The sequence below is a fragment of the Microbacterium sp. AG790 genome (genome assembly GCF_003634765.1).
Taxonomy (GTDB): domain Bacteria; phylum Actinomycetota; class Actinomycetes; order Actinomycetales; family Microbacteriaceae; genus Microbacterium.
In genome coordinates this window covers 903,847-918,923 of the sequence record NZ_RBWZ01000006.1, presented here as the reverse complement: position 1 = coordinate 918,923, position 15,077 = coordinate 903,847, and the positions used below count along the sequence as shown (strand labels likewise).

At 70.2% G+C, this 15,077-nt stretch carries 15 protein-coding genes; 7 read left to right on the top strand and 8 right to left on the bottom strand.

Annotated elements, in window-relative coordinates:
• Window positions 1-29: 29 nt before the first annotated feature.
• The 3 genes from nrdE to nrdH are packed head-to-tail and all read right to left on the bottom strand — an operon-like array spanning window position 30 to window position 2,834.
• Window positions 30-2,186, bottom strand: coding sequence for a class 1b ribonucleoside-diphosphate reductase subunit alpha (gene nrdE, locus DEU37_RS04885; protein WP_121189480.1), 2,157 nt, complete (start codon window positions 2,184-2,186; stop codon window positions 30-32).
• The gene (nrdI, locus tag DEU37_RS04880; RefSeq protein ID WP_016464602.1) at window positions 2,168-2,599 is read right to left on the bottom strand and encodes a class Ib ribonucleoside-diphosphate reductase assembly flavoprotein NrdI; all 432 of its coding nucleotides are present in this window, start codon (window positions 2,597-2,599) and stop codon (window positions 2,168-2,170) included. The genes nrdE and nrdI overlap by 19 nt, the downstream gene beginning before the upstream one ends.
• A 1-nt stretch (window position 2,600) precedes the next feature.
• Window positions 2,601-2,834: a glutaredoxin-like protein NrdH gene (gene nrdH / locus DEU37_RS04875; RefSeq protein WP_005052310.1), complete on the bottom strand. Its 234-nt coding sequence runs from the start codon at window positions 2,832-2,834 to the stop codon at window positions 2,601-2,603.
• Between the two features lie 405 nt (window positions 2,835-3,239).
• On the opposite strand from nrdH, the gene DEU37_RS04870 reads away from it, so the two are divergent.
• Both DEU37_RS04870 and DEU37_RS04865 read left to right on the top strand, forming a co-directional pair.
• Window positions 3,240-4,463: an MFS transporter gene (locus DEU37_RS04870; protein WP_121189479.1), complete on the top strand. Its 1,224-nt coding sequence runs from the start codon at window positions 3,240-3,242 to the stop codon at window positions 4,461-4,463.
• Between the two features lie 44 nt (window positions 4,464-4,507).
• Window positions 4,508-5,263, top strand: a complete 756-nt coding sequence (locus tag DEU37_RS04865) for an alpha/beta fold hydrolase (RefSeq protein WP_121189478.1) — start codon at window positions 4,508-4,510, stop codon at window positions 5,261-5,263.
• 27 nt (window positions 5,264-5,290) lie between these two features.
• Here DEU37_RS04865 and DEU37_RS04860 read toward each other — a convergent pair whose 3' ends face one another.
• On the bottom strand, window positions 5,291-5,695 hold the full coding sequence (locus DEU37_RS04860; protein ID WP_121189477.1) for a pilus assembly protein CpaE: 405 nt from the start codon (window positions 5,693-5,695) through the stop codon (window positions 5,291-5,293).
• A gap of 78 nt (window positions 5,696-5,773) precedes the next feature.
• On the opposite strand from DEU37_RS04860, the gene DEU37_RS04855 reads away from it, so the two are divergent.
• Complete coding sequence (locus tag DEU37_RS04855; RefSeq protein ID WP_121189476.1) at window positions 5,774-6,934, top strand: acyl-CoA dehydrogenase family protein; 1,161 nt, start codon at window positions 5,774-5,776, stop codon at window positions 6,932-6,934.
• 159 nt (window positions 6,935-7,093) lie between these two features.
• Here DEU37_RS04855 and DEU37_RS04850 read toward each other — a convergent pair whose 3' ends face one another.
• A complete protein-coding gene (locus DEU37_RS04850) occupies window positions 7,094-7,366 on the bottom strand; it encodes a metal-sensitive transcriptional regulator (protein ID WP_005052299.1) in 273 nt (90 codons plus the stop codon).
• Window positions 7,367-7,400: 34 nt separating this feature from the next.
• On the opposite strand from DEU37_RS04850, the gene DEU37_RS04845 reads away from it, so the two are divergent.
• From DEU37_RS04845 to DEU37_RS04830, 4 genes are all read left to right on the top strand, one after another.
• The gene (locus DEU37_RS04845) at window positions 7,401-8,672 is read left to right on the top strand and encodes a DUF445 domain-containing protein (RefSeq protein ID WP_121189475.1); all 1,272 of its coding nucleotides are present in this window, start codon (window positions 7,401-7,403) and stop codon (window positions 8,670-8,672) included.
• A gap of 89 nt (window positions 8,673-8,761) precedes the next feature.
• The gene (locus tag DEU37_RS04840; RefSeq protein ID WP_005052293.1) at window positions 8,762-9,106 is read left to right on the top strand and encodes a gamma-glutamylcyclotransferase family protein; all 345 of its coding nucleotides are present in this window, start codon (window positions 8,762-8,764) and stop codon (window positions 9,104-9,106) included.
• Window positions 9,106-10,020, top strand: a complete 915-nt coding sequence (locus DEU37_RS04835; protein ID WP_121189474.1) for an arginase family protein — start codon at window positions 9,106-9,108, stop codon at window positions 10,018-10,020. The genes DEU37_RS04840 and DEU37_RS04835 overlap by 1 nt, the downstream gene beginning before the upstream one ends.
• A complete protein-coding gene (locus DEU37_RS04830; protein WP_121189473.1) occupies window positions 10,017-10,484 on the top strand; it encodes a histidine phosphatase family protein in 468 nt (155 codons plus the stop codon). The genes DEU37_RS04835 and DEU37_RS04830 overlap by 4 nt, the downstream gene beginning before the upstream one ends.
• Before the next feature lie 48 nt (window positions 10,485-10,532).
• On the opposite strand, the gene hutI is transcribed toward DEU37_RS04830, so the two are convergent.
• Genes hutI through hutH form a run of 3 tightly spaced genes read right to left on the bottom strand, consistent with a single transcriptional unit; the run spans window position 10,533 to window position 15,034 of the window.
• Window positions 10,533-11,726: an imidazolonepropionase gene (gene hutI, locus DEU37_RS04825; protein WP_121189472.1), complete on the bottom strand. Its 1,194-nt coding sequence runs from the start codon at window positions 11,724-11,726 to the stop codon at window positions 10,533-10,535.
• Window positions 11,723-13,447 (bottom strand): urocanate hydratase, encoded by a 1,725-nt coding sequence (gene hutU / locus DEU37_RS04820; protein ID WP_121189471.1) that lies wholly within the window; start codon window positions 13,445-13,447, stop codon window positions 11,723-11,725. Before hutU ends, hutI begins: the two co-directional genes overlap by 4 nt.
• A gap of 15 nt (window positions 13,448-13,462) precedes the next feature.
• Window positions 13,463-15,034 carry a histidine ammonia-lyase gene (gene hutH / locus DEU37_RS04815; protein WP_121189470.1) on the bottom strand — a complete coding sequence of 524 codons (1,572 nt, stop codon included), beginning with the start codon at window positions 15,032-15,034 and terminating at the stop codon, window positions 13,463-13,465.
• Window positions 15,035-15,077: the final 43 nt, after the last annotated feature.

Here is a 15,077-nt window from a genome sequence, read left to right as displayed (position 1 = left end):
CATTCCTTCGAACGGTCGTGGAGCGAGCGTCACAGCATGCAGGAGACGCACTCGGACAGGTTCGTGCCCTCGAGCGCCATCTGACGAAGACGGATGTAGTAGATCGTCTTGATGCCCTTGCGCCATGCGTAGATCTGCGCCTTGTTGATGTCGCGGGTGGTGGCGGTGTCCTTGAAGAACAGCGTCAGCGACAGGCCCTGGTCGACGTGCTGGGTGGCGGCCGCGTAGGTGTCGATGACCTTCTCGTAGCCGATCTCGTACGCGTCCTGGTAGTACTCCAGGTTCTCGTTCGTCATGAACGGCGCCGGGTAGTAGACGCGGCCGATCTTGCCTTCCTTGCGGATCTCGATCTTCGACGCGATCGGGTGGATCGAGCTCGTCGAGTTGTTGATGTACGAGATCGAGCCGGTCGGCGGCACCGCCTGCAGGTTCTGGTTGTAGATGCCGTGCGCCTGGATCGACGCCTTCAGCTCGCGCCAGTCCTCCTGCGTGGGGATGTGGATGCCGGCGAACAGCTCCGCCACCCGGTCGGTCTGCGGCACCCATTCCTGCTCGAGGTACTTGTCGAAGAACTCCCCCGACGCATAGGTCGAGTCGGCGAAGCCGTCGAAGGCGGTGCCGCGCTCGATCGCGATGCGGTTGGAGGCGCGCAGCGCGTGGAACAGCACCGTGTAGAAGTAGATGTTCGTGAAGTCGATGCCCTCTTCGGAGCCGTAGTGCACGTGCTCGCGCGCGAGGTAGCCGTGCAGGTTCATCTGGCCGAGGCCGATGGCGTGCGAGCGGTCGTTGCCGTCTTCGATCGAGCGCACCGAGGCGATGTGGCTCTGGTCACTGACCGCGGTGAGAGCGCGGATCGAGGTCTCGACCGTGCCGGCGATGTCCTTGCCATCCATCGCCAGCGCGATGTTCATCGAGCCCAGGTTGCAGGAGATGTCCTTGCCGATCTCGGCGTACGAGAGGTCTTCGTTGTACGTCGTCGGAGTGTTCACCTGCAGGATTTCGCTGCAGAGGTTGGACATGTTGATCCGGCCCTTGATCGGGTTGGCCTTGTTCACCGTGTCCTCGAACATGATGTACGGGTAGCCCGACTCGAACTGGATCTCGGCGAGGGTCTGGAAGAACTCGCGCGCGTTGATCTTGGTCTTCTTGATACGCGCGTCGTCGACCATCTCGCGGTACTTCTCGGTGACGGAGATGTCACCGAAGGGCACGCCGTAGACCTTCTCGACGTCGTACGGCGAGAAGAGGTACATGTCCTCGCCGTTGCGGGCGAGCTCGAACGTGATGTCGGGGATCACGACACCGAGCGAGAGCGTCTTGATGCGGATCTTCTCGTCGGCGTTCTCGCGCTTCGTGTCGAGGAAGCGCAGGATGTCGGGGTGGTGCGCCGACAGGTAGACGGCGCCGGCGCCCTGGCGCGCGCCGAGCTGGTTGGCGTAGCTGAAGCTGTCTTCGAGCAGCTTCATCACGGGGATGATGCCGCTGGACTGGTTCTCGATCTGCTTGATCGGAGCGCCGGCCTCACGGATGTTGCTGAGCAGAAGCGCGACGCCGCCACCGCGCTTGGACAGCTGCAGGGCGGAGTTGATGCCGCGGGCGATCGACTCCATGTTGTCCTCGATGCGCAGCAGGAAGCAGCTGACGAGCTCGCCGCGCTGCGCCTTGCCGGTGTTGAGGAAGGTCGGGGTGGCCGGCTGGAAGCGGCCGGAGATGATCTCGTCGACGAGCTTCTCGGCGAGCTGCTGATCGCCGTCGGCGAGGCCCAGGGCCGTCATGACGACGCGGTCCTCGAAGCGCTCGAGGTACCGCTTGCCGTCGAAGGTCTTCAGCGTGTAGCTCGTGTAGTACTTGAAGGCGCCGAGGAAGGTCTCGAAGCGGAACTTCGCGCCGTAGGCGCGGTCGTTGAGGCGCTGGATGAACTCGAACGGGTACTTCTCCAGCACCGCGCCCTCGTAGTACTCCTTCTCGACCAGGTAGTCGAGGCGCTCCTTGAGGGAGTGGAAGAACACCGTGTTCTGGTTGACGTGCTGGAGGAAGTACTCCCGCGCGGCACGCTTGTCGGCGTCGAACTGGATCTTGCCGTCCTCGCCGTACAGGTTGAGCATCGCGTTGAGGGCGTGGTAGTCCATTCCCTCGAAGCGTGCGTCGGTCTTGAAGGTCGCCGGGCTCACTGCAGCTTCCACCATCGTTCCAATCCGTCGCTCACACGGGCGACGTCGTCGGGCGTGCCGAAAAGTTCGAGCCGGTACAAGTGCGGCACGGTGCACTTGCGGCTGATGATGTCACCGGCGCGACAGAACGACTCGCCGAAATTGGTGTTTCCCGCGGAGATCACTCCGCGGATGAGGTGACGATGGCGCTCGTCGTTGAGGAACCGGATCACCTGTTTGGGAACGGCGCCCTTCTCCTCGCCGCGCCCCTGGCCGCCTCCGTAGGTCGGTGTCACGAGCACGAAGGGCTCGTCGACCTCGAGAGGCGCGTCGCCAGGGGCGAGCGGGATGCGGACGGCCGGCAGACCGAGCTTCTCGATGAATCGCGCCGTGTTGCCCGACACGCTCGAGAAGTAGACGAGCAGCGGGGCGCTCGTCAGTGTCGGCATGTCAGGCCAGACGGCTCGCGAGCTCGTCGATCTTGTCGGGACGGAAGCCCGACCAGTGGTCTTCGTCGGTGACGACGACCGGAGCCTGCAGGTACCCGAGCGACTTCACGTGCTCGAGCGCCGCCGGGTCCTCCGAGAGGTCGAGCACTTCGTAGTCGATCCCCTTCGAGTCCAGTGCGCGGTAGGTCGCATTGCACTGCACGCACGAGGGCTTGGTGTAGACGGTGATTGCCATGTCGTTCCTTCTCTCCCCTTGGTCTGCGCGGATCGATCCCGTTGGGATTCCGCCCTCTTCTCGCCTGTGATCCCGGCCGTGCCCCCGCCGGGAGTCCAATACTACATATGGGTACGGACATTGGATAGCACCACAAGGGCTAGTAGTTACATCCGTGTAGTTTTGCACCGCTCTCCCCATGTACAACACAGCTTTTCCACCGTTTCATCCACAGGATGCCGCGAATCGCGAAGCCTGGAAAAAGCCTGAATCGCGCGGATTTCGATCGCCCTCGCGACGGCCATCCACAGCCCGGACGATACGGGGGGCTTCCGACATCCATCAGCCTGTGGAATCTCGACTGCGGCGTGTCGCGGCATCCGTCCGGCGTGTCGCGGTGTCGGCGCCGACGGGTACCGTGGAGGGGTGGCGGGATACCGGGAACTGTTGCGCACGCAGGGCGTGGCGCGCATCATCGCGGCACAGCTGACCGCGCGTTTTCCGAACGGGATGACGAGCCTGGCGATTCTGCTCCACGTCGAGCAGATGACGGGCTCCTACGCCTCCGCCGGGCTGGTGCTGGCGGCGGCATCCGTGGGTCAGGCGACGGCCGGCCCCGTCACCAGCCGGTGGATGGGCCGCTGGGGCATGCGGCGCGTCCTCACACTCACGACCGCCGTGTGCGCGGCGGCGCTGCTCGCCCTCGCCCTGATCCCCCTCGGGGTCGCTGGATACATGGTGTTCGGACTCATCGCGGGCCTCTCCACCCCTCCCGTACAGTCGGCCGTGCGCACGATCTACCCCAAGCTCGTCAACGCACGGCAGTTGACGGCGCTGTTCTCCCTCGACGCGAGCCTGCAGGAGATCATCTGGATCCTCGCGCCGGTCGTCATCACCCTCGTCGCCACCCAGATCGGCACGGTGCCGGCCCTGCTGCTGATCGTCTCGATCCTCGTCGCCGGCGGCGCGTGGTTCATCCTCTCCCCCGAAGTCGGGCGCGTGCGCATCCCGCGCAGCCGCCGCGCGTTCGGCAAGGTGCTGGGAAAGCCCGTGGTCCTCCTCGCCACGGTGATCGGCTTCCTCCTCATCGGCGCATGTGCGGCGGTCGAGGCCGCTGTGGTCGCGACCTTCGGCCACGGCGGCTTGGAGGCCGGTCTCGTCCTGGCGGTCTTCTCCGTCGGCAGTCTCGCCGGAGGCCTCGCCTTCGGACACATCCCCATGGGGCCGTGGGCCATGGCGCGACGCATGAGCGTCGTCGCCGTCGGTCTCGTCGCCTCCGTCTTCGTCGTCGGCGACATCGGAGCGTCCACCCCGTGGTGGGTCGGCGCCTGCCTGGTCGTCGCGGGCGTCGGCATCGCCCCGGCGCTGGCCGTCATGTTCGCGATGACCTCGGCATCCGTGAAGTTCAGCGAGACCGCCGAAGCGTACGGCTGGATCGGCACGGGACAGCTCATCGGCGCGGCCCTCGGCTCGGCCGTCGCCGGCTTCCTCATCGACAGCACCGGGCCCGCCGGCGCATACGCCGCCGCGGCCGGATTCGCGATCGTGGGCGCGCTGGTCTCGACGCTCTTCGTGCGGGGCTTCCCCGACCTGCGCGGACGCGACGCGAGCCCGATCCCCGACACCGAACCCGTCCCCGTCATCACCTGACATCCTCATCGCCCACGGACAGCGCGCGACCGTAGGCTGACGACATGGCTGCCGCTGTGACCCTGCCCCGGCTCTCGTGGGGCGACGTGCGCGCCCGACGTCGCGCACTGCTCGTGCACGGACTCGGATCGACCGGTGCCCTCATGTGGCGCTACGGCGTGGCCCTGGCGGATGCCGGGTGGCTCGCGACGGCCGTCGACCTGCGCGGCCACGGCACCGCGCCGCGCACGCTGGACTACAGCATCGACGCGTACGCGGCCGACGTGGGCCAGACGCGCACCGACGACGGCGACCCCTGGGACCTCGTCATCGGGCACTCGCTCGGCGGCGCCGCGGTCACCGTGGCGAGCGCCGCCGACCCCGACTGGACCCGTCGAGTGGTGCTCATCGACCCCGCGATCCATCTCGCGGACCGCGATCGCGAGAACGTCCGCGTCGGGCAGGAGCAGTCCTTCGCCGACCCGTCGATCGACGCGGTGCGGGCGGAGCACCCCAGCTGGCATGCGCTCGACGTCGAGCTGAAGGCCCGCGCCGCGCAGCAGGCGAGCCGCTGGGCGGTCGAGCAGACCAGCCTGCAGAACACGCCGTGGGACGTGCGCGCGGCCGCCGCGAGGCTCTCGGTGCCGACGCACGTGATCGCGGCGGACCCGGAGGTGTTCTCGATCTTCCAGGGCGAGCTGGCCGCCGAGGTGCTCCGCAACCCGCTCGTCACGATGTCGGTGGTGACCGGGGCCGGGCACTCCCCGCACCGCGACCTCCCGGAGGACACGATGCGCCATCTCCTCGACGCCCTCGGCTGACGCCGCGGCATCCGTATCGCGGCGTCGTCAGGAGATGCGGCGCAGCACGTGCAGCACCGCGAGGGCGTACGCGTCTTCGGGCTGAGGATGCTCGAACGCGTGCGTTTCGCCGGCGAACTCGATCTCGACGCGGTGGGTGTCGGCCAGCCTCTCCAGTCGGCGGAACGCGCCGCGCAGCAGCTCCCGCAGCTGATCCTCTCGCGGCAGCCAGAGCGCATCGGTCTGGGCGACCGCGTCCAGCGCCCACTCGGTCGTGCCGTTGAAGGCGAGGATCGCCCCGGTCGCGTACTGCCGCGGCTCGATCGTCATCTCGCTCACGGTGAAGACATCCGCTTCGAACTCCGGCTCGTCGAGCTGAAATCGGTCCCCGGATGCCGGGCGCCACAGCAGACCGGCATCGCGCAGGGCGAGGGCCAACTCGGTGGAGATCATGCTTCCATCCTGCCGCGTCGGCGGCACCACGGGACCGGCGGCGACCCTGAGGCAGGTGACGAGGGGCAGGATGGAGGGGTGACCGATTTCGATGCGACCGCATACCTGCCGGACGACCTGCTCGAGCGCATCCGCTCGCGTGCTGCCGCCGTGGATGCCGAGAACCGCTTCCCCACGGAGGATCTCGCGGAACTGACGGCGGCCGGATACCTCTCGATCCTCGTCCCCGCCGCGTTGGGCGGCGCAGGTCTCGGGCTCGCGGAGGCCGCGGTGCTGCAGCAGCGGCTCGCGGGCGCCGCGCCGGCGACGGCATTGGCGATCAACATGCACCTCGTGTGGACGGGAGTCGCGAAGGTGATGTCCGATCGCGGCATCGATGACCTGCGGTTCGTGCAGACCGGCGCGGTCGCCGGCGAGGTCTTCGCGTTCGGCATCAGCGAGGCGGGAAACGATCTGGTTCTCTTCGGCAGCGACACGCAGGCCGTCCCCGCCGCCGACGGCTCGTACTCCTTCACGGGGACCAAGATCTTCACCTCGCTCGGGCCGGTGTGGACGCAGCTGGGTCTGCACGGACTCGACACGACCGACCCCGCGGATCCGAAGATGGTCTACGCGTTCGTGCAACGTACCGACGCCGTCGAGACCCGTGACGACTGGGACACCGTCGGCATGCGCGGCACACAATCGCGCACGACGGTACTCAACGGCGCCGTGGCCCCCGCCGACCGTGTCGTTCGCCGCGTCGCGCCCGGCCCGAACCCCGATCCGATCGTCTTCGGCATCTTCAGCGTGTTCGAGGTGCTCCTGGCATCCGTCTACACCGGCGTCGCGCGCCGCGCGCTCGACCTGGCGGTCGCGGCGGCGAAGACGCGGACGTCGAAGAAGACCGGGCGCCCGTACAGCGACGATCCCGACATCCGCTGGCGCATCGCGGAGATGGCGCTCGCCTACGACGGCCTGCTCCCCCAGGTCGCGGCGATCGCGCACGACGTGGACGTCCTCGTCGATCACGGCGGGCAGTGGTTCCCCCGACTGTCGGGTCTGAAGCACCGCGCGGTCGTGACCGCCAAGCAGATCGTCGACGAGGCGATGCTCGTCGCCGGAGGATCGTCGTACTTCCAGCGCAACGAGCTCAGCCGCCTCTACCGCGACGTGCTCGCCGGCATGTTCCACCCGTCCGACCCCGAATCGGCGCACGCCACCGTCGCCGCCGCCTGGCTCGGCCCCGTCAGCTCCTGAGCTGCCCCCGGCATCCGGCTGCGGCATCCACCCCGGGCATCCGCCCTGTTCAGAACCGAACTGCAAGGGTTGCCGCGCGACACGCCGCCCGGATCCCGCCGCACCCGGCGTGTCGCGGCGACGGCCTTGCGATTCGGTCGGACCGGAGGGATGCCGCGGTCAGCGCGTTTCGAGGTCGTACGCCTTGAGGAGTTCGGCGACGGCGAGCTCGCGCTGATCGCCGCCCTCGGCGAACATGTGCGCGACGTGCGTGCGCAGATGATTCTCGATCAGCAGCTTGTCCAGTGACGCGAGCGCCCGCTGGATCGCACGGGACTGGGCGATGATGTCCATGCAGTAGTCCTCGTTCTCGATCATCCGTGCGAGCCCGCGCACCTGCCCCTCGAGGATGCGGGTGCGATGCAGGGCGCGCTTCTGGATGTCTTCGATCACGCGGCCAGGATACGCCGCATGCGAGACTACGGGCATGGCGCGCACCCCCACCGAACTGCTCAGCCCGGCCGACCAGGAACGTCGCCGCGCGTTGCGCGTGATGAAGGGCGTCGCCCTCGGCGCACTGATCCTGATGGCGGTCGTGTTCGTCGTGGCGTTCATCCTGCAGGAGCGCTTCCCGTGGCTGCAGTACGTCCGCGCCGCGGCGGAGGGCGGCATGGTCGGCGCCCTGGCCGACTGGTTCGCGGTGACCGCGCTGTTTCGTCACCCCCTCGGCATCCCCATCCCGCACACCGCGATCATCCCGCACCGCAAGGACGAGATCGGGCGCACCCTGGGCGAGTTCGTCGAGACGAACTTCCTCGAGGCGGGCGTCGTCCGCGCGAAGCTCGAGTCGACGCCCATCGCCCGCACGGCCGGTGCCTGGCTGCGCGATCCCGCGCACGCCGAGACCGTCGCGGCGGAGGCCTCGACGGTGGCCTCCGGCATCCTGCGCGCCCTCAGCGACGACGAGGTGCAGGATCTGATCAGCGACCTCGCGCGTGAGCACCTGCTCAGCCCGCAGTGGGGACCGACCGTCGGCGCGTGGCTCGGTCGGGTCGTGCAGGCCGACGCGCACCGTGGCGCGGTCGATCTGGGCGTGGACAGCATCGCGACGTGGTTGCACGCCAACCACGCCGCCTTCAGCGGTCTGGTCTCCCGACGACTGCCCTCGTGGGTGCCGTCGGTCGCGATGCGCCTCGTCGATGACACCGTGTACAACGAGGCCGTGAAGTTTGTCGCCGCGATCCAGGACGACCCCGACCACCCCGCGCGGCGCGCCGTCGACGGCTACCTCGCGCGCCTTGCCGACAACCTGCAGAGCGATCCGACGACGATCGCGCGACTCGAAGAGGCCAAGTCGGCCGTCTTCGACAGCCCGCGTGTGCGCGAGCTGGCCGCCGAGGCGTGGAACACGGCCAAGACGGGCCTGCTCACCGCACTGGCCGATCCCGCCAGCGGGCTGCGCCGACGCGTGAGCGCAGCGCTGGTCGAGATCGGCGAGCGCCTGTCGACGGATGCCGCACTCCAGCACCGTGTGGATGATCGCATCGCGGGGGCCGCGGTGTTCGTCGTGGATCGGTACCGCCACGACATCGCCTCGATCATCACCGACACCGTGGAGAAGTGGGATCCCGCCGAGACCACCGAGAAGATCGAACTCATGGTCGGGCGCGACCTGCAGTACATCCGCCTCAACGGCACGATCGTGGGCGCCCTGGCCGGACTGGTCATCTTCGCCGTCGCGCACGCGCTGCTGGGCTGAGCACACGTGCTCGGGGGACGGTTGGGGACGGCCGGTGAACGCACGCGCGCCTCTGGCTGGCCGCGACCCGGCGCAGTAGCCTGACGGACATGGGCGAACCGGCGGACGAGCTGCTGTTCACCTACGGCACGCTCCAGTATGCCGAGGTGCAGCTGGACACCTTCGGGCGCCTGATCGCGGGCGAGCCCGACGTACTGCCCGGCTACACCATCGACTACGTCGAGATCGAGGACCAGCGCGTCGTCGACCTGTCGGGCGCCTCAGTGCATCCCGTGCTGCGCGAGACCGGCAGCCCGCTGGACAAAGTGGTCGGCCGCGTTCTGCACCTCACGGCCGATGAAGTGGATGCCGCCGACGAGTACGAAGTGTCGCTGTACCGCCGCGTGCGGGTGACGCTGGGAAGCGGGCGCACCGCCTGGGTGTACGTCGGCTGATGACGGCTGCCCTGTCCCACGACCCGCTCTGGCCGCGCGCCGGCGACTGGCCCGCGCTCGAGGAGGCGTCGGTGGCCGAGCGCCTCGACGCCGTGCTGCTGGGTGTGCCGGCCTGTCGCACATCGCTCTCACCCACCGGCGCCGATGCGACGCCCGGCGCGGTCCGTGAGGCGCTGCGCCGGTACAGCCCGACGCTCCTGGGGCCGCCACCCGTCGACCTCGCCGCCGCGCTGCGGCTGGCCGACGCGGGCGATGTCGCCGAGCCCGACGGCTCCGAGGGCGAGGCGCGCGTGCGCGCTCGCACCGCCGCGTTGACGGCGCGCACCGCGCTGCTGATCGCGCTCGGCGGCGACAACTCGATCACGTATGCGACGGCCCAGGGCGCCGGCGCCGGCGGTCTCATCACGCTGGACGCGCACTTCGACCTGCGCGACGGCGTGTCCAACGGCTCCCCCGTGCGTCGCCTCGTCGACGACGGCCTCGACCCGACGCGCATCGTGCAGATCGGCATCGCCGACTTCGCCAATTCCGCGGCGTACGCCCAGCGCGCCGCCGACCTCGGCATCCGTGTCATCACCCTCGACGAGCTTCGTCGGCGCGGCGCGCACGACGTGATCGCCGAGGCGCGCGAGGTGGCCGGGCGCGGGGGTGGCGGCATCCATCTCGACATCGACGTGGACGTCTGCGATCGTGCCGTGGCGCCCGGCTGCCCGGCGTCGGTTCCCGGTGGCCTGCAGGCGTGGGAGCTGCGGACGCTCGTGCGGGGCCTGGCCGCCGACGCCGGCGTGCGCAGCGCGGATATCGTCGAAGTGGATGCCGCGGCCGACGCGGCCGACGGGCGCACCGTGCGCCTGGCCGCCCTGTGTGTGCTGGAGCTGCTGGCCGGCCTGCACCGACGAAAGGTCACCGTATGACGACGCTCGTGCTCGTCCGCCACGCCAAGAGCGACTGGGGCGATCCCGGTCTCGACGATCACGACCGTCCGCTCAACGAGCGGGGCCTGCGCGACGCACCCGTGCTCGCGGAGCGGCTGGCCGGCACCGGCATCCGGCTCGAGGCCATCCTGTCGTCGACGGCGCTGCGCGCCCGAACGACGGCCTCCTTCTTCGCCTCCGCGTTCGGCCTCGACGCGGAGCTGGACGGCGACCTGTACGGTGCCGCGGCGGCCACGCTCCTGCGGGCGGCCGCCGGCCGTGGCGTCCCGGCCGTCATGGTCGTCGCGCACGACCCGGGGATGACCGCGCTCGCGGAGCGGCTCTCCGGCGGCGGGATCGGTCATATGCCGACCTGTGCCGTCGCGACGTTCGTGTGGTCCACCGACGACTGGGATGTCGCGACGGCGACGGATCCGCAGGAGTGGAGTTTCGACCGCCCCTGACGCCGTGCGGCACGGGGCGTTTCGACTCGCGGCGCCGAGCCGAAACGCCTACGCGATCAGCTCCCCGCCGCGGTAGACGGCGCGCACCAGCGGCACCCCCGGGCGGTACGCGAGGTGGGTCCGCGTCGGCGCGTCGAGCAGCACCAGGTCGGCCCGCGTGCCGAGGGTGAGGGAGCCCACATCGCTGCGGCGCAGGGCCCGAGCGCCGCCCGCGGTGGCCGCCCAGACCGCCTCGGCGACCGTCATCCCCATCTCGCGCACGGCCAGCGCGATCATGAGCGGCATCGAGCTGGTGAAGCTGGTGCCCGGGTTGCAGTCGCTCGCGAGGGCGACGCTCACGCCGGCGTCGATCAGCCGACGCGCATCGGGATAGGGCTGCCGGGTCGAGAACTCCACGCCGGGCAGCAGCGTGACCACGACGTCGCTCGCTGCGAGCAGGCGCACATCCTCCTCATCGAGGTAGGTGCAGTGATCGACCGAGATGACGTCGAGCTCGGCCGCGAGCCGCGCGCCGCGCCCGTGACCCAGCTGGTTGGCATGCAGCCGTGGGAGAAGTCCCGCGCCGATCCCCGCCAGCAGGATGCGGCGGCTCTCGGCGGGCGTGAACGCCCCCCTCTCGCAGAAGACGTCGATCCATCGGGCGAAGGGGAGCACGGCGTCGAGCATCGGACCGCAGACGAGATCGATGTAGGCGTCGCGATCACCGGCGAACTCGTCGGGCACGACGTGCGCACCGAGGAAGGTGACCTCGTCGGTGACCTCGCGCGCGAGGCGCGCGAGCCGGGCCTCGCCGTCGACGGTGAGGTCATAGCCCGTCTTCACCTCGAACGTGGTGGTGCCCTGCCGGTGCATCTCGTCGACGAAGCCCCTCAGACGCGCCCGCAGCTCGTCGTCGGATGCCGCGCGCGTCGCCGCCACGGTGCGCCGTATGCCGCCGGCGACATACGGATGGCCGGCCATGCGGGCGGCGAACTCGTCGGCGCGATCGCCCGCGAAGACGAGGTGCGTGTGGCTGTCGACGAACCCCGGGATGACCGCGCGCCCCTCGGCATCCACCACCACCGCCGAGACATCGGCGAGGGAGCGGGGTCGGTCCGCAGCGCGACCGACCCAGGCGACACGGCCGTCGACGATAGCCACGGCGGCGCCCCGGATGAGGCCGGTCGGGTCGGCGGGGTCATCGCCCAGGCCCTCGACGTTCGTCGTGAGCTCACCGATGTTCGTGAGGATGAGCGTGCTCACGGCACGTCGTCCCGCAGCATCGGAACCGTCAGTCCACGCTCGCGCGCGACCTCGCGCGCACGCTCGTAGCCGGCATCCACGTGCCGCATGACCCCCGTGCCGGGATCGTTCGTGAGCACCCGTTCGAGCTTCTGCGCGGCGAGCGCCGTGCCGTCGGCCACGACGACCTGACCGGCGTGGATCGAGCGACCGATGCCGACCCCGCCGCCGTGATGGATCGACACCCACGACGCGCCGGAGGCCGTGTTCAGCAGCGCGTTCAGCAGCGGCCAGTCGGCGATCGCGTCCGAACCGTCGGCCATCGCCTCGGTCTCGCGGTAGGGCGAGGCGACCGAGCCGGCATCGAGGTGATCGCGGCCGATGACGATCGGTCCGGCGAGTTCGCCCGAGGCGACCATCTCGTTGAACCTCAATCCGGCGAGGTGGCGCTCCTTGTAGCCGAGCCAGCAGATCCGCGCGGGCAGCCCCTCGAAGTGCACGGTCTCCCCCGCCTTCTCCAGCCATCTGCGCAGCGGGACGTCGTCGGGGAACAGCTCCGCGACCGCACGGTCGGTCTTCGCGATGTCGTCCGGATCGCCCGAGAGCGCCACCCACCGGAACGGGCCCCGACCCTCGGCGAACAGCGGCCGGATGTAGGCGGGCACGAACCCGGGGAACGCGAACGCCCGGTCGTAGCCGCCGAGCTCGGCCTCGCGGCGGATCGAGTTGCCGTAGTCGAACACGGCGGCCCCGGCATCCTGGAACCCGACCATCGCCTCGACGTGCGCCGCCATCGAGGCGCGGGCACGGAGGGTGAAGCCCTCCGGGTCGGATGCCGCGGCATCCCGCCACTGTCCGACACTCACTCCGACGGGCAGATAGGCCAACGGGTCGTGGGCGCTGGTCTGATCGGTGACGATGTCGATCGCGGCGGCGCCGGCCCGGCGGCGGCGCAGCAGCTCGGGGAAGACCTCGGCTGCGTTGCCGACGAGGCCGACCGACCGCGCCTGTCCCGCCGCGCGCGCCGCCACCGCCCGCGCGAGGGCGGCGTCGAGGTCGTCGGTGTACTCGTCGAGATATCCGTGCGCGACCCGGCGCTCCAGACGCGACGCGTCGACGTCGACGATCAGCGCCGCTCCCCCGTTGAGCGTCACCGCGAGCGGCTGGGCGCCGCCCATGCCGCCGGCTCCGGCGGTGAGGGTGAGCGTCCCCGCGAGCGAGTCCCGCCCGAGTGAGCGGGCGACGGCGGCGAACGTCTCGTACGTGCCCTGCAGGATGCCCTGCGTGCCGATGTAGATCCACGATCCCGCGGTCATCTGCCCGTACATCGTGAGTCCCAGCTGCTCGAGCCGGCGGAACTCCGGCCAACTCGCCCAGTCGCCCACGAGGTTGGAGTTGGCGATCAGCACGCGCGGGGCCCACTCGTGGGTGCGGAAGACCCCGACCGGCTTTCCGGACTGCACCAGAAGCGTCTCGTCGGGCTCGAGCTCATCGAGCGTGCGGACGATGGCGTCGTACGCCTCCCACGACCGCGCCGCCCGCCCCGTGCCGCCGTAGACGACGAGGTCTTCGGGGTGTTCGGCGACCTCGGGGTCGAGGTTGTTCATCAGCATCCGCTTCGCGGCCTCGGCCCCCCAGCTCTTGGCGGTCCGCTCGCCCCCACGCGGGGCGCGGACGGGGCCGCGGCTCGGCGCCGCCCGGTTCACAACTCCGGAGTTTTGGGCGTCAACGGGTGATGTCATCGTGATCTCCTTCGATCAGGGACGGTTGTCCGGAGTTGTGAACGCAGCGTCGGCGACCGCGCCGGACAGCACGAGCGCGGTGGCGGCTTCGAGGTCGGCGCTGACGAACCGGTCGGGCCCGGGCCCTGCGATGCCCGCGGCGCGCACCGCGGCGCGGACCGCGGCGGTGGCGGGCCCCGGCTGCAACGGCGCCCGCAGGTCGAGGGCCCGGCACCCGGTGACGAGTTCGATCGCGAGCACCCGGGCGAGTCCGTCGACGGCGCGGCGGAGCTTGCGTGCGGCGGCCCACCCCATCGACACGTGGTCTTCCTGCATCGCCGACGAGGGGATGGAGTCGACGGATGCCGGGACCGCCAGCCGCTTGAGCTCCGAGACGATTCCCGCGGCCGCGTACTGCGCGATCATGAGCCCCGAATCGACGCCGACCTCGTCGGCGAGGAACGGCGGCAGACCATGGCTGCGGGTGCGATCGAGCGCCCGGTCGGTGCGACGTTCGGCGATCGAGGCGAGGTCGGCGACGGCGATCGCGAGGAAGTCGAGCACGTACGCGACGGGGGCGCCGTGGAAGTTGCCGTTGGATTCGACGCGGCCGTCGCCGGTGACGACCGGGTTGTCGACGGCGGAGGCCAGCTCCCGCTCGGCGATGGTACGGGCGTGAGCGACGGTGTCGCGCGCGGCGCCGTGCACCTGTGGCGAGCAGCGCAGCGAGTACGCGTCCTGCACGCGCGTGCAGACCGCCGGGTCGCGGTGACTCGCAACCAGCGGCGAGTCGGCGAGCAGGGCGCGCAGGTTCGCCGCCGACGCCGCCTGCCCGCTCTGCGGACGCAGCGCCATCAGGTCGGCGGCGAACACCGCGTCGGTACCGAGCTGGCTCTCGATCGAGAGGGCGGCGGTGATGTCGGCGACGGTGAGCAGATTGTCGAGGTCGCAGAGGGCGAGAGCGAGCATGCCGAGCATGCCGTCGGTGCCGTTGATGAGGGCGAGCCCCTCCTTCTCCTCCAGCACGAGGGGCGCGATGCCGGCGGCGGCGAGGGCGTCGGATGCCGCCACGAGCGCGCCCGTGCCATCGCGCACGTCCCCCTCGCCGAGGGCCGCCAGCGCGAGGTGCGAAAGAGGGGCGAGATCGCCGGAGCACCCGAGCGAGCCGTACTCCCGCACGATCGGGGTGATGCCGGCGTTGAGCATCGCGGCGTAGGTCTCGACGACGATCGGGCGCACGCCCGTGTGTCCGGTCGCGAGAGTCTGCAGGCGCAGCAGATGCAGGGCGCGCACGACTTCGCGTTCCACCTCCGCACCGGTGCCGGCCGCGTGGGAGCGGATGAGGCTCGCCTGCAGCTGACGGCGTCGCTCCGGCGCGATGAAGGTCGTCGCCAGCGCGCCGAAGCCGGTCGAGATGCCGTAGTGCGGCTCCGGGTCATCGGCGAGGCGCTCGATGAGCTCCCGCGCCGCGCCGATCCGCGTCCAGGCGTCGGCGGCGATCTCGACCGCGGCGCCGTGGCGGGCCACGGCGACGACCTCGGCGGGTGTCAGGGGGCGCGCGCCGACGAGGACGTGATCGGCAAGGGTCGAAGCGGCGACGGTGGTCATGTCCCGATTCCATCCCGGTTCCGCCCCCGCGGCCACACGAGCG

Bases quoted from the DNA above. Each gene is read 5' to 3' on its own strand.
- nrdE (WP_121189480.1), bottom strand. From the start codon at position 2,186: ATGGTGGAAGCTGCAGTGAGCCCGGCGACCTTCAAGACCGACGCACGC.
- nrdI (WP_016464602.1), bottom strand. From the start codon at position 2,599: ATGCCGACACTGACGAGCGCCCCGCTGCTCGTCTACTTCTCGAGCGTG.
- nrdH (WP_005052310.1), bottom strand. From the start codon at position 2,834: ATGGCAATCACCGTCTACACCAAGCCCTCGTGCGTGCAGTGCAATGCG.
- DEU37_RS04865 (WP_121189478.1), top strand. From the start codon at position 4,508: ATGGCTGCCGCTGTGACCCTGCCCCGGCTCTCGTGGGGCGACGTGCGC.
- DEU37_RS04860 (WP_121189477.1), bottom strand. From the start codon at position 5,695: ATGATCTCCACCGAGTTGGCCCTCGCCCTGCGCGATGCCGGTCTGCTG.
- DEU37_RS04845 (WP_121189475.1), top strand. From the start codon at position 7,401: ATGGCGCGCACCCCCACCGAACTGCTCAGCCCGGCCGACCAGGAACGT.
- DEU37_RS04840 (WP_005052293.1), top strand. From the start codon at position 8,762: ATGGGCGAACCGGCGGACGAGCTGCTGTTCACCTACGGCACGCTCCAG.
- DEU37_RS04835 (WP_121189474.1), top strand. From the start codon at position 9,106: ATGACGGCTGCCCTGTCCCACGACCCGCTCTGGCCGCGCGCCGGCGAC.
- DEU37_RS04830 (WP_121189473.1), top strand. From the start codon at position 10,017: ATGACGACGCTCGTGCTCGTCCGCCACGCCAAGAGCGACTGGGGCGAT.
- hutU (WP_121189471.1), bottom strand. From the start codon at position 13,447: ATGACATCACCCGTTGACGCCCAAAACTCCGGAGTTGTGAACCGGGCG.
- hutH (WP_121189470.1), bottom strand. From the start codon at position 15,034: ATGACCACCGTCGCCGCTTCGACCCTTGCCGATCACGTCCTCGTCGGC.